General features: G+C 70.0%; 14 protein-coding genes and 2 tRNA genes. 5 read left to right on the top strand and 11 right to left on the bottom strand.

What is annotated here, in order from left to right; translation table 11 throughout:
• Nucleotides 1-106 precede the first annotated feature (106 nt).
• Nucleotides 107-712 (bottom strand): mycothiol-dependent nitroreductase Rv2466c family protein, encoded by a 606-nt coding sequence (locus JOE55_RS12585; protein ID WP_006215154.1) that lies wholly within the window; start codon nt 710-712, stop codon nt 107-109.
• A gap of 179 nt (nt 713-891) precedes the next feature.
• A complete protein-coding gene (locus tag JOE55_RS12580; RefSeq protein WP_006215153.1) occupies nt 892-1,458 on the bottom strand; it encodes a TetR/AcrR family transcriptional regulator in 567 nt (188 codons plus the stop codon).
• A gap of 241 nt (nt 1,459-1,699) precedes the next feature.
• Between JOE55_RS12580 and JOE55_RS12575 the strand changes: the two genes are divergently transcribed.
• Entirely contained in the window at nt 1,700-2,587 is an 888-nt protein-coding gene (locus tag JOE55_RS12575; protein ID WP_204783096.1) for an ABC transporter ATP-binding protein, read from the top strand.
• Between the two features lie 173 nt (nt 2,588-2,760).
• Here the strand turns inward: JOE55_RS12575 and clpX are convergent, their stop codons facing one another.
• From clpX to JOE55_RS12550, 5 genes are all read right to left on the bottom strand, one after another.
• Nucleotides 2,761-4,047 carry an ATP-dependent Clp protease ATP-binding subunit ClpX gene (gene clpX / locus JOE55_RS12570; protein ID WP_204783095.1) on the bottom strand — a complete coding sequence of 429 codons (1,287 nt, stop codon included), beginning with the start codon at nt 4,045-4,047 and terminating at the stop codon, nt 2,761-2,763.
• Between the two features lie 270 nt (nt 4,048-4,317).
• The gene (locus tag JOE55_RS12565) at nt 4,318-5,004 is read right to left on the bottom strand and encodes an ATP-dependent Clp protease proteolytic subunit (protein ID WP_006215150.1); all 687 of its coding nucleotides are present in this window, start codon (nt 5,002-5,004) and stop codon (nt 4,318-4,320) included.
• Nucleotides 5,005-5,054: 50 nt separating this feature from the next.
• Complete coding sequence (locus tag JOE55_RS12560; protein ID WP_006215149.1) at nt 5,055-5,684, bottom strand: ClpP family protease; 630 nt, start codon at nt 5,682-5,684, stop codon at nt 5,055-5,057.
• Nucleotides 5,685-5,892: 208 nt separating this feature from the next.
• The gene (tig, locus tag JOE55_RS12555; RefSeq protein ID WP_053447237.1) at nt 5,893-7,266 is read right to left on the bottom strand and encodes a trigger factor; all 1,374 of its coding nucleotides are present in this window, start codon (nt 7,264-7,266) and stop codon (nt 5,893-5,895) included.
• A 131-nt stretch (nt 7,267-7,397) separates the two neighbouring features.
• A tRNA-Pro gene (locus JOE55_RS12550) sits at nt 7,398-7,470 on the bottom strand.
• A 235-nt stretch (nt 7,471-7,705) separates the two neighbouring features.
• Between JOE55_RS12550 and JOE55_RS12545 the strand changes: the two genes are divergently transcribed.
• Nucleotides 7,706-7,779: transfer RNA gene (locus tag JOE55_RS12545), tRNA-Gly, on the top strand.
• 202 nt (nt 7,780-7,981) lie between these two features.
• On the opposite strand, the gene JOE55_RS12540 is transcribed toward JOE55_RS12545, so the two are convergent.
• Nucleotides 7,982-8,917: an Fpg/Nei family DNA glycosylase gene (locus JOE55_RS12540; RefSeq protein WP_204783094.1), complete on the bottom strand. Its 936-nt coding sequence runs from the start codon at nt 8,915-8,917 to the stop codon at nt 7,982-7,984.
• Between the two features lie 3 nt (nt 8,918-8,920).
• The gene (locus JOE55_RS12535) at nt 8,921-9,430 is read right to left on the bottom strand and encodes a ribose-5-phosphate isomerase (protein ID WP_024290667.1); all 510 of its coding nucleotides are present in this window, start codon (nt 9,428-9,430) and stop codon (nt 8,921-8,923) included.
• A 204-nt stretch (nt 9,431-9,634) separates the two neighbouring features.
• On the opposite strand from JOE55_RS12535, the gene pepN reads away from it, so the two are divergent.
• Together pepN and JOE55_RS12525 are read left to right on the top strand one after the other, a co-directional pair.
• Nucleotides 9,635-12,280: an aminopeptidase N gene (pepN, locus tag JOE55_RS12530; protein ID WP_204783093.1), complete on the top strand. Its 2,646-nt coding sequence runs from the start codon at nt 9,635-9,637 to the stop codon at nt 12,278-12,280.
• Between the two features lie 287 nt (nt 12,281-12,567).
• The gene (locus JOE55_RS12525) at nt 12,568-13,005 is read left to right on the top strand and encodes a globin (protein ID WP_081749336.1); all 438 of its coding nucleotides are present in this window, start codon (nt 12,568-12,570) and stop codon (nt 13,003-13,005) included.
• A gap of 6 nt (nt 13,006-13,011) precedes the next feature.
• Here JOE55_RS12525 and JOE55_RS12520 read toward each other — a convergent pair whose 3' ends face one another.
• Together JOE55_RS12520 and JOE55_RS12515 are read right to left on the bottom strand one after the other, a co-directional pair.
• The gene (locus tag JOE55_RS12520) at nt 13,012-13,677 is read right to left on the bottom strand and encodes a DUF8185 domain-containing protein (protein WP_204783092.1); all 666 of its coding nucleotides are present in this window, start codon (nt 13,675-13,677) and stop codon (nt 13,012-13,014) included.
• 1 nt (nt 13,678) lies between these two features.
• Nucleotides 13,679-14,185: an acyl-CoA thioesterase gene (locus JOE55_RS12515; RefSeq protein WP_204783091.1), complete on the bottom strand. Its 507-nt coding sequence runs from the start codon at nt 14,183-14,185 to the stop codon at nt 13,679-13,681.
• 213 nt (nt 14,186-14,398) lie between these two features.
• On the opposite strand from JOE55_RS12515, the gene JOE55_RS12510 reads away from it, so the two are divergent.
• Nucleotides 14,399-15,247: an acyl-CoA thioesterase gene (locus JOE55_RS12510; RefSeq protein ID WP_036308075.1), complete on the top strand. Its 849-nt coding sequence runs from the start codon at nt 14,399-14,401 to the stop codon at nt 15,245-15,247.
• The last annotated feature ends 59 nt before the right edge of the window (nt 15,248-15,306 follow it).

Genomic DNA, 15,306 nt, shown 5'->3' with positions numbered 1-15,306 from the left:
GCGTCGGATACTGGCCGACGCCTGCCCCGTCGACCACGGCCTTCGTCAGCCACGGGCGTGACGGCGGCCGTCGTCGGGGCAGTCCCGGCGAGCGCGGCCGGAGGCCTCAGCTGAAGTCCGGGCCCTTCTCGCGGCCGCGCTTGAGCTCGTAGAACCCCGAGTAGCCCGACAGGGTCAGGGCGGCGTCCCAGATCTCGGCCGCCTGCTCGCCCTTGGGAGCCGGGGTGAACACAGGGCCGAAGAAGCCGGTGCCGTTCACGGCGATGCACGGGGTGCCGATGTCCTTGCCCGCGACGGCCTGAGCCGCCTCGGTGGACTCGCGCAGGGCGGCGTCGAAGTCGGTCGAGTCCTTGGCCTCGATCAGCTCGGCCGGCAGTCCGACCTCCTCGAGGGACTCGGCGATGGTCTCGACCAGCTTCTTCTCGTCGCCGTAGCCCTGGACGTGCCAGCGGGTTCCCATGGCGTCGTAGAGCTTCTTGCGGTACTCGTCGCCATGGGCCTGCGCGGCAGCCTGGATCACGCGGACCATCCACATCGACTCGTCGTGGCCGTGGTGGTGGTTGTCCGGGTTGTTCTCGTTGAGGATGCCCAGGGAGATGATGCGCCAGTCGACCTCGACATCGCGGCGCTGCTGGACCTCGCCCATCCACCGGGAGGTCATCCAGGCCCAGGGGCACAGGGGGTCGAACCAGAAGTCCACCTTGTCAGACATGCTCACTCCTTGATCAGCGGCGAGGTGCCGCCATGTGCGGGGGCGGCCGACCCGGAACAGGACCCGGCCATCGCTGCCCAACCTATGACGCACGGACGGCACAGGTCGAGGCGTCCGCTGACAGCGTGATGACGTGCAGGATCCGACCGCACGCCGCGTGTGCGCAGCCTGCCCGCCCCTCAGGGACGCAGACCGTGGAAGTAGGCGCCCACGAGCCAGCTCAGATCCACGGGCATGGTCTGCGTCACGGTCTCCGGGAGCGGGCGGGTGACCACCGCCAGGCCGAAGTAGAACTGCGCAGGGCTCAGGTCCTCCCGCACCAGCCCCGCCTCTTTGCCCCGACGCAGCAGCGCGCCCAGCCGGTCGAAGAGCCGGTCCCGCAGCTGCAGCACTCGGTCCCAGCCCGCCTCCTCGAACGCCGCCTTGCGCTGCGGGTCGGCACCTTCCACCAGAGCGCCGATCCGCAGCCGCCCGAGCTCGTGGGCGGCGGCCTGCCACGTGGCCCGGGGATCCTGATCCCACGCCGTCTCCAGCTCAGCGGCCGCCGCCTCGACCTTCTCGACGACGGCCTCCATCACCCCCAGGTAGAGCTCCCCTCGCGTGGGGAAATGGCGGTAGAGGGTGCCGATCCCCACGCCCGCTCGTACCGCAACCGCGCTGAGCGGGACGTCCGTGCCCTGCTCGGCGAACAGCTCAGCCCCGGCCGTCTGCAGAGCAGCGCGCTTGGCTCGGGCATCGGCTCGCATGGTGGTCCTTCCGTGGTCATCTTCTCGGCTGGCAGCACTCTGACGCTCGGAACGCCGCCTCATGATCCTCGCACGGCCATGACCCAGCTCACCGGCCCTGAACTCCGGCCCGGAGGACCTGCCGCTGGCGGTCGCCGGTCCCGCCCCGGCCGTCGAGCAGATCACCGATGCGCTCGAGGAGCGCTCCCCCGGCGCCTTCGAGATCACCGAGTACGACGACGCCGAGCAGGCTGAGCAGGCCGTGGCCGATCGAGAGGCCATCGGTGCCGTGACGGTGGGAGAGCAGGGTGTCGAGATCCTCAAGGCCTCGGGAGCCGGCACCCCCTACGGCACGATGATGGACGGCATCGCCACGGGTCTGGAGGAGCAGCAGAAGGCCCAGGCGCAGCAGGCACAGGGGCAGGAACAGCAGGCTCCGGCGCAGGGCGATCAGATTGCCGCTCAGGGCGGACAGGCGCAGGGCCAGCAGGCCCCGAGTGACCAGCCCCAGCAGGCCCCGGCCCAGGAGGTCACCGTGCGCGACGTCGCCCCGCTGACCGACGACGACCCGAACGCGACGACCGTGAGCACGCTTGCCCTGCCGCTGGCCTTCGGCGGCATGATCTCCGCTGCGGCCTTCACCATGCTGTCCGGGAATCGTCCCGCTGTGCGCGCCCTCGGCATCATCGGCTTCTCGGCACTGGCGGGCGTGGCCGTGACCTGGGTCCTGCAGAGCTGGCTGCACGCGGTCGACGGCGACTTCTGGGCCCTGGCCGGCGTGCTCGCGCTGGGCATCGCGGCGATCTCCCTGGCCGTCTCCGGGCTGCAGTCCGTGCTGGGCGGTGCCGGTCTGGCACTGGGCGCGGTCCTCATGATGTTCGTGGCCAACCCTCTGTCGGGCATGGCGACCGGCTGGCAGTGGCTGCCGCAGCCGTGGGGCGCGATCGGACAGCAGCTGCCGATCGGCGCCGCAGGCACCGCATTGCGCTCAGTGGCCTTCTTCGACGGCACAGGGATGACTCACGCGCTGATCGTGCTCGTCTGCTGGGCGGCCGCGGGTCTGCTCCTCATCGCGCTGAGCGCGCTGCGCAAGCACAGGAAGAACCGCACCCGACGCGCGGACCCCTCCGCCTCGACGCGCAGCCCCTGAGCCGCTGAGCACCTGTGCGCAGGACAGTCCGCAGAAGAGCAGGGCCCCGATCACCGCGCGGCGATCGGGGCCCTGCTCATGTGTCTCTGCTTGCCTGCTCGTCGACGTCCGGGAGCCGGCTGCACGATCCGGAGACCGGGTCCGCTCCCCGCACACCGGGCATCAGCTCAGGCTCAGGCGGACTTGGACTCCTCGTCCGGGGCCATGAGGATCTGGGGCTCCACGCCGTCGGTGACGCACTCGGCCTCGACGATCACCTGAGCCGCACCCTCGAGAGTGGGCAGATCGAACATCACGGGGAGCAGGACCTCCTCCATGATGGCTCGCAGGCCGCGGGCGCCGGTGCCGCGCTCGTCCGCCTTCTGCGCGATCGCGGTGAGGGCCTCGTCGGTGAAGCTGAGCTCCACGCCGTCGAGCTCGAACATCTTGCGGTACTGCTTGAGCAGTGCATTCTTGGGCTCGCGCAGGATGCGCACGAGATCCTCGGTGGTCAGCTCGTGCAGCGCGGCGATGATCGGCAGGCGGCCGATGAACTCCGGGATCAGACCGAACTTCAGCAGGTCCTCCGGCAGCACGGTGCCGGAGTGCATGGCCTTCTGCGGGTTGAGGATCTGCTCCACCGGAGCGCCGAATCCGATCGAGGTCTTGCCGGCGCGGGATTCCACGATCTCGTCGAGCCCGGCGAACGCCCCCGCCACGATGAACAGGACGTTCGTGGTGTCGATCTGGATGAACTCCTGCTGAGGGTGCTTGCGCCCGCCCTGCGGCGGCACCGAGGCCACGGTGCCCTCGAGGATCTTCAGCAGCGCCTGCTGGACGCCCTCTCCGGACACGTCGCGGGTGATCGACGGGTTCTCCGACTTGCGGGAGATCTTGTCGATCTCGTCGATGTAGATGATCCCGGACTCGGCGCGCTTGATGTCGAAGTCGGCGGCCTGAATCAGCTTGAGCAGGATGTTCTCGACGTCCTCGCCCACGTAGCCGGCCTCGGTCAGCGAGGTCGCATCCGCCACGGCGAACGGGACGTTGAGCTTGCGGGCCAGCGACTGCGCCAGGTACGTCTTGCCGGAGCCCGTGGGGCCCACCAGCAGGATGTTGGACTTGGCGATCTCGACGGACTCGTCGCCCTCGTCGGTGGCCAGCTGGAGCGGGCGGCCCTCCTGGGAGGCGCGCACCCGCTTGTAGTGGTTGTAGACGGCCACGGACAGCGCCCGCTTGGCGGGGTCCTGGCCGATCACGAACTGCTGGAGGTGGTCGTAGATCTCACGGGGCGTGGGCAGCGAGGAGTCCTCCTGGTCGACGGTCTCCGTCAGCTCCTCCTCGATGATCTCGTTGCACAGCTCGATGCACTCGTCGCAGATGTAGACGCCGGGGCCCGCGATGAGCTTGCGGACCTGCTTCTGGGACTTGCCGCAGAAGGAGCACTTGAGCAGGTCAGCGCTCTCGCCGATGCGGGCCATGGGGCTCTCCTTCTGCCGGGTGCTGCCGACGCCCCGGGTGCGGGCGCACGACGATGAGCGCCGGTCGGCGCTGACGATTCCACGATACGCGAGGGGCGACGACCCGCCCAACAACATGACTGCGCCTGAGTGTCCGCCCGCTCGGCGGACGTCGCCGCGCCCGTCATGGGCCGACCGGGGCTCGAGGCGATGAGACGGCGGGAGGGCGAGGCGCCTGCGTGCGCCTCGCCCTCCCGCCGGAGGATCAGCCCTTCGGCCGATCCCGTGGTGTCACGGGGTGACGGTCTTGGGCTTGACCGCCTTGCGCGACTCCAGGACGTGATCCACGATCCCGTAGTCCTTGGCCTCTGCGGCCGTGAGGATCTTGTCGCGCTCGATGTCGCGGTTGATCTGCTCGGAGGACTTGCCGGTGTGCACCGCCATGGTGTCCTCGAGCCACGAGCGCATGCGCACGATCTCGTTGGCCTGGATCTCGATGTCCGAGGCCTGTCCGCCGCCCTGGCCCTGCATGGCCGGCTGATGGATCAGCACGCGGGCGTTCGGCAGCGCCAGGCGCTTGCCCGGGGTGCCGGCGGCCAGCAGCACCGAGGCGGCCGAGGCCGCCTGGCCCAGGCACACGGTCTGGATCTCGGGGCGGATGAACTGCATGGTGTCGTAGATGGCCGTCATGGCCGTGAACGAGCCGCCCGGCGAGTTGATGTACATGGTGATGTCGCGGTCCGAGTCCTGGGCCTCGAGCACGAGCAGCTGCGCCATGACGTCGTCGGCGGAGGCGTCGTCGACCTGGACGCCCAGGAAGACGATGCGGTCCTCGAACAGCTTGGTGTACGGGTTCTGACGGCGGTAGCCGTAGGGGGTGCGCTCCTCGAAGTCCGGCAGGACGTAGCGGGAGGAGGGCATGTGGGATGCCGCGGAGCCGGCGCCGTAGGCGGCGGCCATGGCCTGGTGGTTGTGCATGGAAGTCATCCTCGGTTCCTTCGGAAGATCAGCGGGCGTGGGCTGCGGGCTCAGGACTCGGTGTCCTTGCGGGTGCCGCCGCCCCCGGAGACGCCCGAGGCGTTCGCGGCGATGTGGTCGAAGAAGCCGTACTCCAGGCCCCGCTCCGCCGTGAACCAGTTGTCGCGGTCGTTGTCCTCGAGGATCCTCTCGATGCTCTGACCGGTCTGCTCGGCCGTGAGCTGGGCCAGGCGCTTCTTCATGTCCATGATCAGCTCGGCCTGCACGCGCACGTCCGAGGCCGTGCCGCCCATGCCGCCCGAGGGCTGGTGCATGAGGATGCGGGTGTTCGGCGTGGCGTAGCGCTTGCCGGGCGTGCCCGACGACAGCAGGAACTGCCCCATGGACGCGGCCAGGCCGGTGGCCACGGTCACGACGTCGTTCGGGATGAGCTGCATGGTGTCGTAGATCGCCATGCCGGCGGTCACCGAGCCGCCCGGGGAGTTGATGTAGAGGTAGATGTCCGCCTCGGGGTCCTCCGCGGACAGCAGGAGCATCTGCGAGCAGATCAGGTTCGCGTTGCGGTCCTCGACCTGCGAGCCGAGCCAGATGATGCGCTCGCGGAGCAGGCGGTTGTAGACGTAGTCGTCCTGGCCCATGGGGCCGGGCGTGGTCTCCATTCGCGGCTGCGACGAAGTCATGGGTGCGTCCTCTTCTCGGGGTCGTTCTGATTGCCTCCGACACTAATCCGGCGGCGGGGCCGCGCGGGGAGCTCGGCGGCAATGTTCGCTGATGGCTGTCGCGGGCCCGCGGATCCCCGCGACGACGACGGCGCCCCGTCCGATCGGACGGGGCGCCGTACGCAGGGCCCGGGCGGGCTTCCCTCAGGAGGCGCTCACCGGGATCGGATCACTTGCCGTCGTTCGGCTCGACGATCTCGTCGGCCTCGACAGCAGCGTCCGAGGCGGCGGCCTCGGAGGCCTCCTCCGCGGTCTCGTTGGCCGGCTTCACGAAGTCGGACAGGTCGACGGGCTTGCCGTTCGAGTCGGAGACGGTCGCGTACTCGAGGACCTTGGCCAGGGCCTTGCGACGACGGACCTCGCCGACCATCATCCCGGCCTGGCCGGAGCCGTCGAGCATCTGGGCGAACTGGTTCGGGTCCATGCCGTACTGCTGCGACGTGGTGACGATGTAGTCGATCAGCTCGGACTGCTCCACGCCGATCTCCTCGGCGTCGGCGACGGCGTCCAGGATGATCTCGTTGCGGAACGCCGCACGGGCGTTGTCGCGGACCTCGTCGCGGTGCTCCGGGGTGTCGTGCCCGGCCTCGGCGTTCGGGTTGTTGAAGTGCTGCTCGAGCTGGTCCTCGATGATGGACTCCGGGACCTCGATCTCGACGAGCTCCACGAGCTTGTCGAGGACCTTGTCGCGGGCCTCGATGCCCTGATCGACGACCACGGAGTCGGCGGCCTGCTTCTTCAGGTCGGCGCGCAGCTCCTCGATGGTGTCGAACTCCGAGGCCATCTGGGCGAAGTCGTCGTCGGCCTCGGGCAGCTCGCGCTCCTTGACCGCGGTGACCTTGACCTTGACGGTGGCGTCCTCGCCGGAGTGCTCGCCGCCGGCCAGCTTGGTCTCGAAGGTGGCGTCCTCGTCAGCGGACAGGCCAAGGATGGCCTCGTCCATGCCCTCGAGCATGTTGCCCGAGCCGATCTGGTACGACAGGTCGTTCGCGGCGTCGACCTCCTCGCCGTCGACCAGTGCCTGGAGGTCCAGGGTCACGAAGTCGCCGTCGGCGGCCGGGCGGTCGATGCTCTTCAGGGTGCCGAAGCGGCCGCGCAGCTCGTCAAGGGCCTCGGTCTCGTCGGCGTCCTCGGCGTCACGCGCCTCGACCTCGACGGTCAGGCCCTTGTACTCAGGCAGCTCGATCTCCGGGCGCACGGTGACGTCGACGGTCGCCTTGACGTCCGCCTCGCGGTCCTCGGAGGAGGGCTGCTGGGTGACCTCGAGCTTGGGCTGGGCGATCGGGGTGAGCTCGTTCTCCGCCAGGGCCTGCTGGAAGAAGGAGTCCATGCCCTCCTGGAGGGCGTTCTCCACGACGAAGTCGTAGCCCACGCGCTGCTCGATCAGCTTCGAGGGGACCTTGCCCTTGCGGAAGCCCGGCACCTGGATCTGATCAGCCAGGGACTTGTAGGTGCGATCGAGGTACGGCTTGAGCTCCGCGAACGGGATCTCCAGCTCGATCTTGGCCTGGGTGGGGCTGACTTTCTCGACGGTGCTCTGCACTGGCGATGCACTCCTCAGTGGATTCGGATCGGTGATGATGCGATGTCTGCTCGGCCTGCGGACCGTCACTGGGCCGCAGGCACGGACGGCGTCCTCGTGCACCGCGCACAGCACGGCGACGGGGACAGGCGTCGGGGTGACAGGACTCGAACCTGCGATCTCCTGCTCCCAAAGCAGGCGCGCTAGCCACTGCGCTACACCCCGTGGGCGTGCGGGCCGCGCGCTGCCGGAGGGGCCCGGCTGGAGCCGGTGGCACACGCTGCGGGGTCCGCTGACCGTCCGCGGTGCCCGCGCCTGGGCGCGGACATCGCACGAGTCTAGCCGCACGCACCGTCATGCCGCACCCGCGGGGGCTCCGCGCGGTTTGCCGAGGTGGTCTGCGTGGGGTAGTTTCATCGTCGCTCGTGCACGTCGGATCCGATGCCGTCGACGCATGCGCGGGGATGTAGCTCAATGGTAGAGCCTCTGTCTTCCAAACAGATTACGCGGGTTCGATTCCCGTCATCCCCTCCAGATTCGAGGGCCCCGGCGATCAGCAGATCGCCGGGGCCCTCGTCGTCGCTCTGCCGGCTGGTGACAGATCTGCGGCCCCTCAGCGCTGAGGGGCTGCAGATCTGTCACCAACTCACCAGGAGACGGCACCGCACACTCGTTCCGGTGGTCCAGGCCGCACTTCGGCACCCGATCAGCGTCGATCGCGTGCGCTGCTGCGGCCTCAGCGGGGTGAGACCGGCGGCTGGCAGCTCGGGCACCAGAACAGCCCGCGCCCGGCCAGCTGCTGGCGCTGCACCGTCGTGCCGCAGCGACGGCAGGGCAGGCCGGCTCGGCCGTAGACATAGTTGGCCTGCTCGGGCCATGCTTCGGCCTCGTCGATCCCGGGGCGGTCCGACGGATCCGTGGTGATGATCCGCCCCAGTCGCACGCCGGTGCGCATGAGCTCCACGTTCTCGCTCCACAGCGCCTCGAGCGTCTCCTCGGAAGTCGAGGCCCCCGGCAGGAACGGATCCACGCCCTGCCGGAACAGCGACTCGGCGCGGAAGATGTTGCCCACGCCGGCGATCATGTCCTGCTCCATGAGCAGCACGGCGATCGGACGACGGCTGCGGGCCGCACGCTCGCAGAAGGCAGCCGGGTCGGCATCTGGATCCAGCGGATCGGGACCGAGCTTCGCCTCAGCGGCAGCCGCTTCGTCCGGGCTCTCCACCGTGCACAGCGCGGGTCCGCGCAGATCGGCCCAGCCGTGGTCTCCGACCAGGCGCACTCGCACGGCGCCCACGGGCGGATCAGGGATCACGCGGCCGTCGTCATCGTGCTCCACGGACTGGAGGGAGTCCTCCGACTCGCGCTCCCCGAGCCGGCGCGGAGCCCCGATGCTGGAGGCGGCGGAGAACTCGGAATCTCCCGCGAAGCCCCAGGCGCCGTAGATGCCCAGGTGCGAGCGCAGGATCAGGACGTCGGAGGGATCATCCGGGGCCGCCAGCTCCAGGAACAGCTGCTTGCCGTGAGCGCGCGAGGACACCAGCCGCCGGCCGTCGAGCATGGCCGCGCCGTCGGAGAAGCGACCCTGCGGACTGGACACGACCAGAGCCTGCCCGCCGAAGACGTCGCCGAGCTGAGTGGCCAGGCGGTGGACCGAGTGCCCTTCCGGCACGGGTCAGCCCCGATAGGCGCGGGCGGTCACGGCGTCGTAGTGGCCGACGACCCTCCCGGTGCGCTCGAACTCCTCGATCTGGGCGATGCGGCGCACGTGGCGCTCGTCGCCGGAGAACGGCTCGTTCAGGAAGGCGAGCACGATCTCGAGGCCCTCCTCCTGGGTGTGCTGGCGTCCCCCGAGCGCCACGACCTGGGCGTCGTTGTGCTCCCGGGCCAGCTTGGCTGTGTCGAGCGACCAGGCCAGCGCGGCGCGGATGCCGGTGACCTTGTTGGCCGCCATCTGCTCACCGTTGCCGGAGCCGCCCAGCACGATGCCCAGGGAGTCCATCCCGGCCTGGCGGTCCTCGATCACAGCCTGCGCGGCGTGGATGCAGAAAGAGGGGTAGTCATCCAGGGCGTCATAGACCTCGGGGCCGTGATCGATCATCTCGAATCCGCGCTGCGAGAGCTGTTCGACCAGGTACTGGGACAGCTCCATTCCGGCATGATCCGTGGCGATGTGCACGCGCATTAGCGTTTCAGCTCCTCGAGTTCTCGACGGGCGCACGGACCGCGCCCCAGATGCGGCCCCAGCATAATCGCCTGCTGCGACGTGCGAGGCGCATGGCATCATGGGCAGAACGCCCGGGAGGCCCCTCCCCCACTCAGCGCGAAGATGCCCTGATGAGCCGCCGCCCGCACCGCAAGTGGAGAACCGTCCGGAAAGGACCCGACCGTGCCCGGAAAGAACCTGACCCGCGCGGAGGCCGCCCAGCGCGCCGCCGCCCTCGAGGTCGCCTCCTACGACGTCGTGCTGGACCTGACGACCGGCGACGAGACCTTCGAGGCGCTCACGACCGTCCGCTTCACGTGCCGGGAGCCGGGTTCGGACAGCTTCATCGACGCCTTCACGGCCTCCGTGTCCTCCGTGCGCCTCAACGGCCGTGAGCTGGATCCGGCGGAGGTCTCCGACGGCGTGCGCATCCTCCTGCCCGAGCTGGCCGAGAACAACGAGCTCGTCATCGCCTCCACCATGCAGTACACGAACACCGGCGAGGGCCTGCACCGCTTCGTGGACCCCGCCGACGGCGAGGTCTACCTGTACTCGCAGTTCGAGGTCGCCGACACGCGGCGCATGTTCCCGGTGTTCGAGCAGCCGGACCTGAAGTCCCGCTTCGCCTTCACGGTGACCGCGCCGGCGCACTGGCAGGTCGTGTCGAACCAGCCCACCCCGGGGCCCGTCGTCGAAGGCGACAAGGGCACCTGGGCCTTCGCCCCCACCCCCGTGCTGCCGCCGTACATCACCGCACTCGTGGCCGGCCCGTACGAGGTCGTGCGCGACGAGCTGACCTCCAGCGACGGCCGCACCATCCCGCTGGGCGTCTTCGCCCGCAAGTCGCTGATGGACCACGTCGATGCCGAGGAGATGTTCCGCATCACCAAGCAGGGCTTCGAGTTCTACGAGGCCCAGTTCGACACCCCGTACCCGTTCGAGAAGTACGACCAGCTCTACGTCCCGCAGTTCAACGCGGGGGCCATGGAGAACGCGGGCGCTGTGACCTTCGTGGAGTCCTACGTCTTCCGCTCCAAGCCGACGCAGGCCCGCCGCGACCGCCGCGTCATCACGATCCTGCATGAGCTGGCGCACATGTGGTTCGGCAATCTCGTGACCATGCGCTGGTGGAACGACCTGTGGCTCAACGAGTCCTTCGCCGAGTACGCCTCGACCCTGGCCAGCGCACAGGCCACGGATGTGGAGGGCGCCTGGACGATCTTCGCCTCCGGGGAGAAGTCGTGGGGCTTCGAGCAGGACCAGCTGCCCACCACGCACCCGATCAAGGCCGAGATCGCCGATCTGGAGGACGTGCTCGTCAACTTCGACGGCATCACCTACGCCAAGGGCGCCTCCGTGCTCAAGCAGCTCGTGGCCTGGGTGGGCCAGCCGGAGTTCATGGCCGGGCTGCGCACCTACTTCCAGGCCCACGGCTGGGCCAATGCCGAGCTGAAGGACCTGCTGGTCGAGCTCGAGAAGGCCTCGGGTCGCGATCTCAAGGACTGGTCCCAGCGCTGGCTGGAGACCGCAGGGGTCAACACCCTGATCCCTCGGGTCGAGCGCGACGACGACAGCGTCATCACCTCGTTCGCGATCGAGCAGACCGCCCCTGAGCAGCTGCCGACCCTGCGCCCGCACCGCCTTGCGGTCGGGTTCTACGACGTCGACTCCGCGACCGGGCTGCTGCAGCGCACCCACCACCACGAGCTCGACATCGACGGCGCGCTCACCGAGGTCCCCGAGCTCGTGGGGCGCGATGCCCCCGACCTGATCCTGCTCAACGACGACGACCTGGCCTACGCCAAGATCCGCCTGGACGAGTGCTCGCAGGACACCGCGGCCGAGCACCTCAAGGACTTCGCGGACTCGCTGCCGCGCGCCCTCGTGTGGCAGGCCGCCTGGGACGGCGTGCACGACGGCGTTACCCCGGCCCGCGCCTACGTGGACACCGTGCTGAACAACATCGGACAGGAGTCCGACTCCACCACCGTGAACCTGCAGCTGCGCCGGCTGGACCAGGTCCTGGACTCGTACGTGGCTGCGGGAGCGCGACAGGCCACTGACCACGATGCCGCCACCCGCCTCTGGGAGCTCGCCGAGAAGGCGGCACCCGGCTCGGATCATCAGCTGCAGTTCGTCAGCGCCTTCGCCCGCCGCGCCTCGACCGAGGAGCATCTGGACCTGGTCCAGCAGCTGCGCTCCGGTCAGGTCCGGCTCGAGGGCCTGGAGATCGACGACGACCTGAGCTGGTCGCTGCTGATCAGCCTGGCCGCGGGCGGCCGCGCCGGCGCCGCTGACATCGACGCCGCGCTGCAGGCGGACAACACCGAGCACGGGGCCATCTCGGCCTCCTCGGCCCGGGCCGCGATCCCCACGCCGGAGGCCAAGGCCGAGACCTGGCGGGCCGTCGTCGAAGAGGGCACCATGCCCAACTCGCTGCAGGCCGCCGCGATCGCCGGGTTCCGCAAGACCCAGGATCCGCAGCTGCTCGCCCCGTACACGCAGCGCTACTTCGAGCAGGTCACCGACATCTACCGCACGCGCTCGCACGAGCTCGCCGAGCAGATCGCGGTGGGCCTGTTCCCGCGCACGGCAGTCCAGGCCACGGTGGATGCCGCCGATGAGTTCATCGCGCAGATCCCCGAGGACCTCAACGGCCTGCGCCGCCTGGCCCTGGAGGGTCGGGACCGCGTGGTGCGGGCCGTGGCCGCACAGGAGGTCGACGCCGCCCACCCGGCATCCCCCGGCGTGCACGAGCCCGATCTCACCTCTCTTGCCGATGCCGAGGCCGCCAAGCGCACGCCCGCACCGCGCACCACCATGGAATGACGCGCCCCGACCCCACGCTGTCCGCAGCACAGCACCCTGCAGCACAGGACCCCGTGTCCGGCGACCCCGAGGAGGCCAGCATGCCCGAGCCCAGCGCACCCCGAGACTCCGACGACCGTGAGGATCCCTCGACGGGCGAGGCGGCCCCGCAGGCAGCCGGAGACGGGGCTTCGACCGGTCAGGCTCCGCACGTATCGGCGCCCGTCCCCGACCCCGCTCAGCAGCCGACGGCGCCGGAGGCTCCTGCCGATGCGCGGCTGATCCCGGTGGGCCGCCCGCTGTCGGCCATGCGCCGCCCGCAGCGCAGCTCCGGCTCAGGCTCCGGCGAGCAGGGCGCGGAGTCCTCGCGCAGCTCGTCGTTCTACGACGAGATCGGCGGGCACGAGACGTTCGCCAAGCTCACCCGCGAGTTCTACGCCCGGGTGGCCGAGGACGAGAGCTTCCGCTCCATGTATCCGGAGCAGGACCTGGGTCCCGCCGAGCGTCGGCTGCGGATGTTCCTGGAGCAGTACTGGGGCGGGCCGAGCACGTACTCGCAGGAGCGGGGCCACCCGCGCCTGCGCATGCGGCACATGCCCTTCACGGTGGACACCTGGGCCCGCGACACCTGGCTGAAGCACATGCGCGCCGCCGTGGAGACGCTGGAGCTGTCCCCCATGCACGAGGGCGTCCTGTGGGACTACCTGGAGCGCGCGGCGCACTCGCTCGTCAACAGCCCCGGCTGATCGTCCTCAGCGGCGGATCAGCACGAACCCGCCGGGACACGCCAGCCGCGCCCAGGTGCCGTGCACGGCCACGGGGATCTCGGAGCTGTCGTCGGCGCGCAGGAACCCCAGCGACCACGCGGCGAAGGCCGCTCCGTCCGGCACGTCCACGGCGCGGCCGGGGGTCTTCCCCCAGTCCGAGACACGGCCCCAGACCTGCGAGCGCACACGGTCGACGATCTCCTGCCCGGAGTCCGTGGGCACGGTGCGCGCGACCTCCTCGATGCCGTCGCGGGCCGCGCGCACGAGCTCGGGGGCCGGGGCCGCCGCAACGGTCTCCCAGCCCGACAGCGACGGCGAGATCCCGGCCCAGGCCGCGTGGGCGTCATGAGGCGGCAGGCCCAGCAGGGTGTCGTCCTGATCCGCGCGCGGGATCCGGTCCAGCACGGCCGCCAGCGACACCACGACGTCGAGCTCGGAGGCATCGGACAGTCCGGCGGTGCGCAGCCCGAGCACCGTGGGCGTGGAGTCGAGCAGCCCCTGCTTGGCCAGGGCGCAGGTCCAGATCCCCACTGCGCCGCCGACGGCCTGGAAGCGCACGGCTCCGTCCGCGTCCACGGCCCGGGCGCGGCTCAGGTACGTGCCGACGTCCTCGACGGACTCCCGGTCCTGCAGGCGCAGGGATCGTCCCATCTCAGGCCTCCCCGTCGCCCGGGCGGTCCTCGGAGTCCTCTTCCGCAGGACGCCGGCGGAACGCGATCGGCTCCTGGCTGTAGTGCTCCAGGAAGGCCCGCTGCTCGGGTCCGAAGGCCTCCGGGCGCCCGGTCCGAGCGTCGATCTCGACGGTCGTGGACTGGGCGATCGCGAAGACCATCCCGCCGCCGGGCTCCTGGAGCCGGTAGTTCAGCACGTAGGAGCTCGTGCCGATGTGGGAGGCCCACACCTCCACCTCGATGTCGGAGATGCGGTAGTGCAGCTGCGCCAGGTACTCGACCTCCTGGCGCCCGATCACGGTCAGGCGCTGCCCCACGAGCTCCCGGAACGTCACGCCCCCCGGCACACCGGGGACGCCCTCCAGAGTCGACTCGCTGAGACGCACTCGCGCTTCCTCGAAGTACTGCAGCTGGATGACGTTGTTGGCGTGGCCGTACGAATCGATGTCACCGAAGCGCATCTGCACGGGGATCCTCAGGGAGCTCATGCCTCCCATGGAAGCACACGGGCACGACGCCCGAGGCTCATCCGATCCCGCTGCGCCCGCCCATAGAGTGGGCCCATGACCCAGTCCTCCAGCGACCGCAGCCGCCCCTCCTCCGCCGTCCCCCCCGCTTCCCCGTCCACCGGCACGGGGACCGGAACCGGTGGCGAGGTGCCCGCCAAGGATCCTGCCCGTCGCACGCAGGATCTGATCGACATGCTCCAGCTGGCCGATGGCGGCGGGGCCCGCACCCACGAGGACATCTTCGTGGGACGCACCCTGTCGGCCATGCGCCGGGCCGTCTACGGCGGCCAGGTGCTGGCGCAGTCCGTGATCGCGGCGGGGAGGACGGTCGAGGAGCCGTCGCGGCGCATCCACTCGATGCACGCCTACTTCCTGCGCGCCGGAGACATCGACGAGCCGATCACGTTCGGTGTGGAGCGCATGCGCGACGGCCGCTCGTTCTCCACCCGGCGCGTGCATGCCTACCAGTCCGGCAGCACGATCTTCTCCGGGATCTGCTCGTTCCAGGAGCCCGCCGAGGGCCTGGAGCACCAGGACCGGATGCCGCAGGGCATGCCGGATCCGGAGTCCCTGCCCACCGCCGAGACGCTGCTGGAGGGCGTGCCGCTGTCGGCGGCCCGCTCGGTGATCGAGCGCCCGTTCGACATCCGCTACATCACCCAGCCGATCTACCTGGCCCCGGATGAGGACCGCCAGCCGTTCAACGCGGTGTGGGTGCGCACCCACAGCCGCCTGCCCGATGACCCTCAGCTGCACCAGGCCGCACTGGCCTACGTCTCCGACTACGTGATGCTCGAGCCCGCGCTGCGCCGCCACGGCAGGGTGTGGACCCAGAAGGGCATGTCCGTGGCCTCGCTGGATCACGCCATGTGGTGGCATCGCCCGGCTCGCGCCGACGAATGGCTGCTCTACGTGCAGAGCTCCCCGTCGGCCTCCGGGGCCCGCGCGCTCGGTGAGGGCCGCATGTTCGACCGCGATGGGAACCTGGTGGCCACCACCATGCAGGAGGGCATGATGCGCCTGCCCGAGTTCGCGGACTGAGGACGAGGGCCGCGGAAGGAGCGGATGCTGCCAGCCGCGACTCGGCTGGCAGCATCCGC

The sequence above is a fragment of the Kocuria palustris genome, assembly GCF_016907795.1.
GTDB lineage: Bacteria > Actinomycetota > Actinomycetes > Actinomycetales > Micrococcaceae > Kocuria > Kocuria palustris.
Note: the sequence above shows the minus strand (reverse complement) of the source record. Positions and strands in the feature narration are given on the sequence as shown.